The sequence below is a fragment of the Sulfuricurvum kujiense DSM 16994 genome, assembly GCF_000183725.1.
GTDB classification, from domain to species: Bacteria; Campylobacterota; Campylobacteria; order Campylobacterales; family Sulfurimonadaceae; genus Sulfuricurvum; species Sulfuricurvum kujiense.
In genome coordinates, this window is sequence record NC_014762.1 from 620,534 (window position 1) to 632,072 (window position 11,539).

The 11,539-nt window shown below is 43.8% G+C and carries 9 protein-coding genes; 7 read left to right on the plus strand and 2 right to left on the minus strand.

The genetic code is table 11. The features are described 5' to 3' along the window. Positions 1-8: 8 nt before the first annotated feature. The 7 genes from SULKU_RS03240 to SULKU_RS03270 all read left to right on the plus strand — a co-directional run bounded on the left by SULKU_RS03240 (position 9) and on the right by SULKU_RS03270 (position 9,851). A complete protein-coding gene (locus tag SULKU_RS03240) occupies positions 9-3,398 on the plus strand; it encodes a molybdopterin-dependent oxidoreductase (protein WP_041666890.1) in 3,390 nt (1,129 codons plus the stop codon). Positions 3,399-3,487: 89 nt separating this feature from the next. After that, entirely contained in the window at positions 3,488-4,105 is a 618-nt protein-coding gene (locus SULKU_RS03245; protein ID WP_013459506.1) for a TorD/DmsD family molecular chaperone, read from the plus strand. Next, positions 4,102-5,199, plus strand: a complete 1,098-nt coding sequence (locus SULKU_RS03250; RefSeq protein ID WP_013459507.1) for a 4Fe-4S binding protein — start codon at positions 4,102-4,104, stop codon at positions 5,197-5,199. The genes SULKU_RS03245 and SULKU_RS03250 overlap by 4 nt, the downstream gene beginning before the upstream one ends. After that, positions 5,196-5,654, plus strand: a complete 459-nt coding sequence (locus SULKU_RS03255) for a hypothetical protein (protein WP_013459508.1) — start codon at positions 5,196-5,198, stop codon at positions 5,652-5,654. Before SULKU_RS03250 ends, SULKU_RS03255 begins: the two co-directional genes overlap by 4 nt. After that, positions 5,635-6,129, plus strand: a complete 495-nt coding sequence (locus SULKU_RS03260) for a hypothetical protein (RefSeq protein ID WP_013459509.1) — start codon at positions 5,635-5,637, stop codon at positions 6,127-6,129. The genes SULKU_RS03255 and SULKU_RS03260 overlap by 20 nt, the downstream gene beginning before the upstream one ends. 23 nt (positions 6,130-6,152) lie before the next feature. Next, on the plus strand, positions 6,153-7,961 hold the full coding sequence (locus SULKU_RS14220; RefSeq protein WP_013459510.1) for a diguanylate cyclase: 1,809 nt from the start codon (positions 6,153-6,155) through the stop codon (positions 7,959-7,961). Positions 7,962-8,042: 81 nt separating this feature from the next. After that, entirely contained in the window at positions 8,043-9,851 is a 1,809-nt protein-coding gene (locus SULKU_RS03270) for a diguanylate cyclase (protein WP_013459511.1), read from the plus strand. Positions 9,852-9,858: 7 nt separating this feature from the next. Here the strand turns inward: SULKU_RS03270 and SULKU_RS03275 are convergent, their stop codons facing one another. Beyond that, positions 9,859-10,542: a response regulator gene (locus SULKU_RS03275; RefSeq protein WP_013459512.1), complete on the minus strand. Its 684-nt coding sequence runs from the start codon at positions 10,540-10,542 to the stop codon at positions 9,859-9,861. Continuing rightward, positions 10,539-11,528, minus strand: coding sequence for a sensor histidine kinase (locus tag SULKU_RS03280; protein ID WP_013459513.1), 990 nt, complete (start codon positions 11,526-11,528; stop codon positions 10,539-10,541). The genes SULKU_RS03275 and SULKU_RS03280 overlap by 4 nt, the downstream gene beginning before the upstream one ends. Positions 11,529-11,539: the final 11 nt, after the last annotated feature.

An 11,539-nucleotide genomic window follows, 5' to 3' on the forward strand; every position in this document is an offset into this window, starting at 1 on the left:
TAATTATGATGTATTTAGAAAGCAGAAGAACATTTTTAAAAGGCACCGCACTTACCGTAGCGGGTGCCGCAATTGCTAAAGGTGTATTTACGACCGATGCTGCTGCAGAATCGGTAAAAGCGAGTAAATTCACCAACACCCCTGATACTTTGTCCTTCTATCCACCGTTGGATCAATGGGGACAATTTCAGGAACTTGACGGAGTAGATTGGAAACGGGGCGGTATCGATCGTCACGGTGTACAAAGTGAAAATAATCCGGATGGTATCTATGTTAATGACTATATGATCGTTCCGACGGCGTGTTCGAACTGTGAAGCGTCATGTGGGTTGACCGCTTGGATTGACAAAAAAACGTTTACGGTTAAAAAATACATGGGTAACCCGCTTCATCCGGGTTCACGCGGGCGTAACTGTGCGAAAGGGTATGCGGTTCAATCGCAAATGTACGATCCGGATCGTATTCCGTTCCCGTTGAAACGTGCCCCTGGTTCTAAACGCGGTGAAGGAAAATGGATCCGGACCACGTGGGATGAAGCGATGGGGACTATCGGTAAAAAAATGGCCGATACGATCCGTAAAGGGGATCTCCTTTCGAAAAAATCGGTTATGTATCATGTCGGACGTCCGAATGAAAACGGTTTCGTGCCTCAAATTTGGGAAACATTGGGGCTTGACTCCTATAACTCTCATACTAACATCTGTTCCTCAAACGGACGTACTCCTACGATTTGGACAGCGAATGATGACCGTACGAGTCCGGACTGGGCGAATGCGAAACTCATTTTCTTGAACTCTTCGCATGCCGCCGATGCAGGGCACTATTTTGCCCAATCGGCAGCGTTTATCGCTGATGCCCGTAAAAAAGGGGCAAAGATGGTCGTAATGGATCCTCGTATGTCAAACTCGGCAGGGATGTCCGATCTTTGGATCGCAGCATGGCCGGGAACGGAAACGGCGATTTATCTTTACTTAGCCAACCGTATTTTGAATGAAAATATGGTAGACAAAAAATTCGTAAAAAAATGGTTCAACTGGGAAACGTTGATGAACGATTCAGAACATCTGAATTTTATGGTAGAAAAAGGGCAAATTTCCAAACTCCCAGCAGGACGTGACTTTGAGAGCTATCTTGAGCTGCTAAAAGATATGTATTCTCCGTATACATTGGAATATGCGGTCAAAGAGACTCATGTTCCGGCGTATAAACTTGAAAAACTTTATGAGATGTTTATTTGGGCTGGAGACGCTATTTCTACCTATATCTGGCGTGCAACGGCTGCGGGTAACCGCGGTGGATGGATGAGCGGTCGTGCGGCCTATTTTGCGATCGGTCTTCGCGGTGCGATCGGGACTGAAGGGGGAACTTTCTTCCACCACTGGCACGTTATATCCGTCTCCGGTAAAGGTGGGAGTGCAACCGTAGGTCAAGGGGTTTCGGGTGCCGATGTACCGAAGGTACAAGCATGGAATGAGCTTACTTGGCCGCCGGAATGGCCGTTATCGACCTATGAACTTTCTTATCTTCTTCCACATCTCCTGACGGATAAGGCATGGCAGAAAAAATGGAATGATCGCGGATTGACGGTTCCAAGTAAATTGGCAGTCTATATTCCTCGTATGTATAACCCTGTTTGGATCAATCCGGACGGCTTCCGCTGGATAGAAGTGTTGAAAAATGAAGAGATTATGGAACTTACGATGAACCTCTCACCGGTATGGTCAGAGACCAACTGGTACATGGACTATGTTCTCCCTGTCGGGCTTGCGGGTGAGCGCCATGACCAACACTCGGAAGCAACTTTCCCGGCTCGTTGGACAACATTTCGTCAGCCGGTATTGCGTGTAGCGTTGGAAAAATCGGGCTGGAAAGCTAAAAATCCTGCACGTGCAACTCTCGAAGCGCACATCAAAGCGGGTCTGGGGGAAGTATGGGAAGAGAATGAATTCTGGTTCCAGCTTTGTACCGATTTCATTGATCCGGACGGATCTCTCGGAATCAAAAAAATGTGGGAGTCCAAACGTCATCCGGGTAAAACGGTTACTATTTCTGAATGGTACGATGCGGCGTTCGGAGACAATTTGCCGAAACTCAAAGAGACGGCAACGAATGATCCTCGCTATATGAATGAAGAGTTCCCAGTTTATTCGTATCTACGTGATCACGGGGTATGGATGGAAGAGGATAAAATCTACCATGCAATGGAACGCGAACTAAAAATGGAAGAGGGCGAAGTTATTTCACATGGTCATAAATTTGCCGCTTCCACGATGAGTGTCGGTGCGGGCGGTATTATCTCTGCACAAGATCACAACGGTAAAGAGAAAAAAATCGGTGTTGAAATCGACGGTAAAAAAATGGAAGGGTTTGCAACACTTTCTAAAAAGTTAGAGTTCTATACTCAGTGGGCAACCGATTGGAAGTGGAGAGAGTACGCAATGCCGTTCTATCCGCGTAACGACAAAGAAAAAGGGGAGATGGTCCACATCGTTTCGCATGTCAATCATATGTATATGAAAGAGGAGAACTCATTTGCTCTGAATACCGTTTTCCGTTTGCCGTATAACATTCACACACGTTCAGCAAACTCGAAACACCTTATGGAGATCAGCCAAAACCATGACCCGATCTGGATTTCGACAAAAGATGCACAGCGTCTCGGATTCAAACGCGGTGATGCTATTCGTGTCAAAATTGTCGATACGGTTTCTGGATTAGAGAGCGGTCATTTTGTCGCTATGGCGGTTCCGACAGAGGGTGTTCTTCCGGGGACACTCGCGTGTTCTCACCATGGCGGACGCTGGAAACTGACCAATGCCGTTACGATTCCAAACGGTGTAAGTGACGGCAAAGTGGCACCGGGTGCTGCTCCGCGTGATTTAGGGAATAAAGAGTTCTTAGCTGAATCTCCGGCAAATGTCGGAAAAGCGGACGGACAAAGCATTATTGACGATTATGAAGGTACTACGGGGCTAAACAGCTTTGGAGTTCCGGTTGCCGAAGTACAAATGGACGGCAAAGTAGGAAAACTCAAATACGTTGAGGGGATCAAACCGTTCCATACGGAGCGTTTCGGTGAATACAACCGTGATTCTGGTAATGTGTGGTGGGACGGTTTGAGCGGTTCATGGCAAAATGCCGTTGCCGCTCCGCATCCGGATCCGGTTTCGGGGATGCACTGCTGGCATCACAAAGTTCTTCTTGAACCGGCGCAAGCGGGAGACAAAATCGGAGATATTTTCGTAAACTACGATAATAACTTTAAAGTCTATCAAGCATGGAGAGATACATTAAGTCGCGGATTGGATGCTAATTCAACCCTCCGCCGTCCTCGCCATATAAAACGTCCGTGGGTCAACCTCGACCCGTCGGTCTACGATGTCAGTATCAAGTCGTAAGACTTGGTACCCCCTTTTAATCTACACCTCTTATACACTTTTCAGCCGTATAAGCTACAATCACACAACTTTATAAAAGGTTTTTACGAATGGATGAAATTATCGCACGCAGTAATTTATATGCGTTGTTATCACGAATATTACTCCAAGAGTTGGATGTTGAGCGTTTAGAAATTCTACGCAATGACGAAACAGTTTTAGAATTTATGCCTCATTGGCGTGATTGGGAACCTCGTAAAACTATCGAAGCACAACAACTTTTGGAAGAATATTTAAATCCAGATTTTACCAACCTGTCATTACTCCATCTGGTACCGTACGAGACATTTTATACCCGGCCTGACCAAATGATCGAAACGGGAGGAGCAAACCCCGTAACCGATATCTATAGTGCGTATGATTTTCTTGTTGATTATGAAGTGGCACGTGTCGTCTCTTCGGATCATATCGGTATCGAGATGGAATTTATGCACCATTTGTGCGAAGCACAGCTCAAAGCATTCGAAGAATCGGATCATGATGCGGTACAAGAGCTGATTAATGTGCAGCATAATTTTTTAAATTCCCATTTATTAAAATGGGCGCCGATGTATCTGATCAACATGAAATATGAGTCACGTACGCCACTTTATTACGATACGGCAGAGATGGCATTGGAATTTATCCTTTCGGATAACGAAACATTGAGTGCTTTGGTAGTGGCGTGAGTCTTTTAGAACTTGCACCCGCACGATGCGTCCGCGCTTTGAGTATCAATTCGATCTGTTCTCATTGTGCTGATGTTTGCCCTACGAATGCTATCAACCTCTCTGCTCGTCTCCCCTCGATTAATCAATCACTTTGTGTCGGATGTGCGGGGTGTGTGGCGGTCTGTCCGAGTGAAGCGCTGGGATTGGATGATTTTAATCCGACGGAGTTTTTCTTTAGTATGGCTTCGGATGCGGAAAATGTGGTTTCGTGCCAAAAAAATCTCCCCTGTATTGCCGCTCTTTCAGTCGAGCATTTAATCTCGTTGTGCAGTCTTAAAAAAGGATTGGTTCTGGATACCGGGCATTGCAACAGCTGCGAGATCGGGGATAAAGTGCTTGAGATGATGGAGGGGAGAATTCAGAGTACGAACTATCTCCTTGAAGCGATAGAGATTGATGAGAGAGTTGTGTGCGAGAAAATTGCCTACAGCAGCGGTGAGACGAATGAACCCAAAGAGAGGAGAGATTTTTTTAAAACCTTTCATCTGAGGGGGATCGCAAAAGTCAAACATGATTTTGAAAAAGAGGTACAAAGTACGACCGACGAGTTTATCGAAGCACATATTGACAGCTCCCATACCCAAGAGCTTAGGACGAAAAAAATCACCGACCGCCGTAAACTCTTTTTTACCGCATTGAAAAGGGTAGAAAAACCGTCCCGATTTCATGTCGTTGATAGTTCTATGATCGATTTTACTTCGCAGAAAATCATGGATGAAGCTAAATGTACCGCTTGTCAGATGTGTTATCGCGTGTGCCCCACCGCGGCGCTCACTTCCGACATGCGGAATTCTAAAATCGATTTTGATCCGTTTTTATGTGTCAAATGCCACTTGTGCCATGACGTATGCGAAAGTGATGCGATTAGTGTTTCAACCTCGTATAATCTCACGGAATGGTTTGAACCTAAAGTGCAGAATCTTATCACTTATACCGTGCGTCGATGCGATGAGTGTGACGGATTGTTCAGTTCGGTGGGGGGCGAGAAAATCTGTCATCGCTGTCAGCTTGAAGAAGAGGAAGCGTTGGAATTATGGGGATTAAATAAATGATGAATAATGATAATACCATTACGGTGGCTACTAAACTTTATGGCTATATTGCTGAAAATGCCCATAGTAGCCGATTTTCGTCGGCAGTCAATCAATTGTTTAAAGATTCCGGAACCAATGCGATGGTCATTCCGATGAATATTCGGCCGGACGACATCGTATTTACATTATCGCAAATGCGCCATTCAAAACTTAGCGGTGCAATAGTCGCAACGGAGTATCAAGAAGAAGCGGCCGGATTGGTTGATACTGTTTCAGACAGTGCGGAAGAACAGGGGATAGTTGATTTGATTTTGATAGAGAATAATCAACTTTCAGGTGATTTGATCATGCCGAAGGCATTGGAGAAATATGCCGAAAATGAGAATTTTAAAGACGATATTGCACTGCGCAGTTTATGTCACTATTTTTATGATTTAACTACAGGAGAAAAAGATGAAAGCAAACGATTTTAGCGATCTAAAGGCCGAATTTGATGCATTTGTACGGGAAAAATGCGATACCGGAAGCTGTGAGAGCGAAGGTAATGAAAATGATCCGGACAATGAGCCGGTACCGAGTTTCGTCGATGAATTGACCGACAAACTTTTGGCTCCGTATCACTGCGGAGCCTATTTCTCGCGTCTGGACATCAAGCGTGTAGCCGAAGCGATCGATGAATCGATTCCGATCAAAGAACGTAAAAAAATGATCAAAGCCCTTTTCCGTCACACAACATCGAAGGAATATTTGCGTAAAGCTTTTGATGAGTTTAACCGTCACTTTGGCGGACGTATTTTGATCTATCAGGAACTCTCAGAAGCATTTCCCGCTTCTAAAGAAATATTTGATGATAATATCGCTAAAATCAAAAAAACACAAAAGATATTAGATCAAATTGTTGAAGACTTTGAAGAGATAGAGTCGACTTTTGATCCGATGATGATTTAAAATAAAATGAAAAAAGGGTAGCTTTGAGTTTTAAACGCCGTATACAGCTCTTTGTTACCTTTCTTATTCTTTTAGTCTCATCGATTTTAACGGTGTCGTTTCTGTATCATGAAGATAAAATAGCGACTGAAAAAGCACTCACCTCTTCTCAAAATATCAAAACGATTTACGATTCCATTCGCAAAGATTTAGAAGATTTTTACACACATCGTGCGTATGCAAATCTTCGTTCATACGGGATTAAAGAGGCTATGATGGCCCGCGATACGGAAAAACTGTATGCATTAACCTTTCCTCGATATACAACCCTTCGTGAAGAAAATCCTAACCTTATGATTATGCAGTTTCATGCGCCCGATGGACACTCAATCCTCCGTATGCATCGAAAAGAGGTTTTCGGAGACGATATCGGCGCACGGCGCCCGATGGTTCATTTGACACACGATACGCAAACCGTGCATACAGGGTTTGAAGGGGGGATTGAGGGAATCGCCTATCGTATTATCGTCCCTTTTGTCGAGAATAAACAGTATATCGGAGCCGTCGAATTCGGCGTTGATCCTGATTTTATTATCAATAAGCTTGTCCAGATAACCAAAATGGATACGCTGTTTATGCTGCATGAGAGCCGTATGGCTGCGGCCGATTCTCAAAAGTATCAGGCAGGGTACAGCGGATACCGCTTTGCCCATTTAAATCCGCTGCAACGCCCTTTGATTGAAGCATTTGTCAAAGATAATCCCGCATTAAATCAACGTATTATCCATCATAACGGAAAAGATTATGATGTCATTCCGATTTATTTAGTCGGTAATGAAGGGAAACCGATCGGCCTCTTTTTATCGTTTAACGATGTGACGATGGGCTATCAAGAAAAATTGCAGATTATTATCCAAAGTATAGTGGTTACATTCATTATCATCATAATGCTTTTAGGCATTATTGAATACGCGTTTGCCCGATTGACCAAAAAAATCAGCTATCAAGATAAATACATATCAACTATTTTGAATTCTCAAAAGAATATTATCATCGTTATTGATGACGGAGAGATCGTATATGTCAATACTGCATTTTTTAACTATCTTCACTATCGCACTTTAGAGGAGTTTACGCAAAAACACCGTTGTATCTGTGAATTGTTTGAAACGACGGATAGTGAAAACTATCTGCAGCCGAAGATGGATGGAAAGACATGGAGCGAATATATTCTAGCCCATAAAGAGATTGAGCACAAAGCAAAAATTACCCGAAACGGCAAAACATCGATATTTACAGTGGATGTACAAAAAATAGAGTATGAAAATGTATTCCGACAAGTTGTGGTATTAAGCGATATTACAAATCTGAACAATTTGGCAACGGTTGATATGCTTACTCAGGTGACCAATAGGTTTGAGTTCGATAAGATGCTCGGACATTCGATTTCGGTATCTAAGCGCTATGGAAGAACGCTTTCGGTGCTGTTAGTCGATATTGACCATTTCAAATTGATCAATGATAATTTCGGTCATTTGGTAGGAGATGAAGTGCTTAAATCGTTCAGCAGTCTGTTGCGCCAACAGATTCGACAAAGTGATATAGTCGCTCGGTGGGGAGGGGAGGAGTTTATTATCCTTCTTCCGGATACCGCCCTCTCTTCTGCCATTATAATGGCTGAAGCACTGCGTCAGAGAATTGAAGTGAACCCGTTTGAAGCAGTCGGGAATATTACCTGTTCTATCGGTGTGGCCGAATTTAATAGTGTTGAAGAAGCGGACGATTTATTGCAAAGAGCCGATGAAAACCTTTACCGTGCCAAACATAGCGGACGTAATCGTGTCGTTGCTTAACATTACTTGCTTAATAGTATTATGCAATAGATACATTTGATAAAAATATAGATAGAATAAGAAAAACATCATAGAAGTTACATGAATTTAAAATTACGTGCTCAGTTGATAATCGCATTCATTGTTATCGTAACTTCAGCGGCGTTAACCTTCTACCATATTTCGCAGGAAAGACGTTATATCAAAGAACGAACCGAACGTTCGTCTGAGAATATCAAATTGGCTTTTGATACTATTGTCGCAGATACCGAACAGCTCTACCGTTTTCGGACACGTGTGACCATGGAGACAGAAGGTGTCATGGACGCGATGAAGAGACGTGACAGCGATGCACTGTATCGCGCCGTTCTCCCCCGTTACAATGCTTTGCACGAAGAGAATCATCATCTTATAATCATGCAATTTCATGCTCCGGATGGGCGTTCCATTTTACGCGTCCATCTTAAAGAAAAATTCGGTGACGATATTGCCGCAAAGCGGCCGATGCTTCGTGAAATACACAGCGAACATAAAATGGTTACCGGGTTTGAGGGGGGGCTCGGAGGAATCGCATTTCGGGTTATAATGCCTATTTTTGATCACGGGGAGTACATCGGTGCATTGGAATACGGTGTAGACAGCGGTTATTTTGTAGATCGAATCAAGCATTTGACCGGATCAGACAGTATGGTTCTGATACATAAGGACTGGTTCGGTGCGGCGGATAAGAAAAAATATACTGATGGAATCGGTCAATATTATTTCAGCAATGTATTGAACGAACGCAAAGAATTAATCTCCCGTTATGCCTTTAAAAATCCCTCTTTGGAACCCCGTCATATTGATTTAGAGGGCAACTCTTATGAAATCAACCCCTTATTCTTAAAAGATGCAAAAAATCGAAATTTAGGGATGATCATTGCCATTGACGATGTGACGGGGGTCAGTCAGAATACAGCAGATACTATCATTGATTCTCTAACGGTCACTGCGATTATGCTGATTGTACTGTGGGGATTAATCGAATACACATTCGGAGGACTGATCAAAAAAGTAAATTTGCAGGAACGGTATATTAAAACGATTCTCGATTCCCAAAAAAATATAGTTGTGGTAACAGACGGCAAAGCACTCATCTTTGCGAATCAAGCTTTTTATGATTATTTCGGATATCACTCACTGGATAAATTTAGAGATGATCATTCCTGTATCTGCGATTTTTTTGAATCGGGTGAATCGGATGAATATTTGCAGCCGAAAATTGACGGCCTGCTGTGGACCGATTATCTGATTCAATACGATATGAAAGAGCAGAAAGTCAAAATGACCGTCGGAGAGAAGACCTCCATTTTCACCGTACACGCAAAGCGGATGGAATACGCGGGTGAAATACGCCATGTTGTTGTTTTCACCGATATTACAAAGCTCAACCAATTGGCGACGCAGGATGTTTTGACCCAAGTCGCCAACCGGTTTCAATTCGATAATGTATTGGAACATTCGATCAGCTTGGCTCAAAGATATGGACGTACTTTATCGATTCTTTTGATCGACATTGATTTCTTTAAAGAGGTGAATGATACCTACGGCCATTTGATCGGTGATGACGTATTAAAAAAGTTAGCCCACACGTTGAATGAGGGAATTCGTAAAAGCGATGTGATAGCCCGATGGGGAGGGGAAGAGTTTGTAATTTTGCTTCCGGATAGCGAGCTCTCTTCAGCGCTGAAGCTGGCAGAAACTCTTCGTGCCAAGGTGGCTGAAACCGATTTTGAACCCGTTGTTAAAATCACATGTTCGATCGGTGTTGCGCGGTGGAATGAGGGGGAGAACAGCGATCAGCTTTTAAAACGTGTCGATGAAAAATTATATACGGCGAAAGAGAACGGAAGAAACAGGGTCGTTAGTTGAAAATTCACTATCCGACAAACCGATACCCAATTCCTGTTTCGGTCACAATCCGTTTCGGACGGGTGGAATCGGTTTCGATCTTTTGACGGAGCTGATTGATAAAAACGCGTAGATAATGGGTTTCGTTTTGATACCCGATTCCCCAAATCTCTTTGAGAAGCCATGCGTGGGTGAGAACCTTGCCGCTGTTTTGCATCAGGATTTTGAGGAGGTCAAACTCTTTGGGGGTGAGTTTTAACTCTTCATTATTCAACATCACTGTGTGCGAAGCAATATCCAACGAGAGATTACCGCTTATCAAACCGGAAGTATTATCTCCCATGCTGATACCGCGACGACGGAGGGAAGCTTTGATACGAGCTAGTAGCTCACCTGTCCCAAAGGGTTTGGTGAGATAATCATCACATCCCCCCTCCAGTGCTGCTATTTTTTCAGCCTCACCGGAGCGGGCAGAAAGGACGATTACGGGGGATTGGCTCCATTCACGAAATTGTGAGAGAAACTCTTTCCCATCCATGTCGGGTAATCCAAGATCAAGCAATACTAATGCGGGGGCTTCGATCGCGGCGCGGTTTAATCCCTCTTTTCCCGTTGCAATTGTTACCGGGTGATACCCTGCCGCATCCAGTGCGACTTCGAGCAGTTTACGAATGGCACTGTCATCGTCGATGATTAAAATGGTCTCTTTCATCCCTCACCCCTATACGGAAGTCTCATCGTTGCGCAAAATTGTACGCCATCGCTCATTGTTTCCACATTTCCATCGTGCATTTGAGCGATTCGGTATGCCACATACAACCCCAATCCGATCCCCTCTTTTCCTTGGACATTGCTCAACCGCGAAAAAGCTTTCCACGCCATTGAAGCTTCATGAACGGGGGGAATAGAACCTGTATTGCAGATTCGAATCTTAATCCCTATCGGCTCATTTTCTACTGTTACATTGACTGCATCCCCGTATTTAAAAGCATTTTCAAGCAGATTAAAGAGTGCCTGTTCGATCAAAACAGCGTCACCTTGAACTGAGCCAATAGTATCCTTTATTGTTAGCGTTGCCGGGAACGTATGCTCTGTTTTTGATAATGTACTTCCCAAAAGTTCAGGGATATCGCACTCTTGGATTTTGAGTTTTAACATACCGCTTTGGAGCCGTGCGGTATCGAGAAGATTATCGATCAGCCGCCGCATCCTAAAAGCACCGTTGTCAATCGTATGATAAAGCTCTTTTTTTTGCTCACTGTTTAGATCCAGTTCTTCAGTAAGTAACCCCGATGATGCCCCCATAATCGCTGAAAGAGGTGTACGCAATTCGTGGGAGAGGGAGCCTAAAAGTGTCTCTTGGAGCCGTTCGGATGTCTCTAACTCTTTGGCAACGGCTGCTCGCGCACTCAACCATGATACGATCTGTCCGACGACAATCATAATCACAAAACTAAAGAGATAGCGCAAATCATGGACGGTGAAGGTAAAGGTTGGCGGGATAAAAAAGAAATTAAAAGATAGCACCGAACCCAAAGAGACAATCAGCGTATCTCTGCGTCCTAAACGCATCGCAGCATAGAGAATCGGAATGAGATGGATCATACCTATGTTGACTAACTCCAGCTCTTGACTAAAGAGTTTGGAGATCAGCGCAAGAGCAATCAAGAGCAAAAAGGGCGGGATAATCGGGTGCATGGCTACATTAT

Bases quoted from the DNA above. Each gene is read 5' to 3' on its own strand.
- SULKU_RS03240 (WP_041666890.1), top strand. From the start codon at position 9: ATGTATTTAGAAAGCAGAAGAACATTTTTAAAAGGCACCGCACTTACC.
- SULKU_RS03245 (WP_013459506.1), top strand. From the start codon at position 3,488: ATGGATGAAATTATCGCACGCAGTAATTTATATGCGTTGTTATCACGA.
- SULKU_RS03255 (WP_013459508.1), top strand. From the start codon at position 5,196: ATGATGAATAATGATAATACCATTACGGTGGCTACTAAACTTTATGGC.
- SULKU_RS03260 (WP_013459509.1), top strand. From the start codon at position 5,635: ATGAAAGCAAACGATTTTAGCGATCTAAAGGCCGAATTTGATGCATTT.
- SULKU_RS03270 (WP_013459511.1), top strand. From the start codon at position 8,043: ATGAATTTAAAATTACGTGCTCAGTTGATAATCGCATTCATTGTTATC.
- SULKU_RS03275 (WP_013459512.1), bottom strand. From the start codon at position 10,542: ATGAAAGAGACCATTTTAATCATCGACGATGACAGTGCCATTCGTAAA.
- SULKU_RS03280 (WP_013459513.1), bottom strand. From the start codon at position 11,528: ATGCACCCGATTATCCCGCCCTTTTTGCTCTTGATTGCTCTTGCGCTG.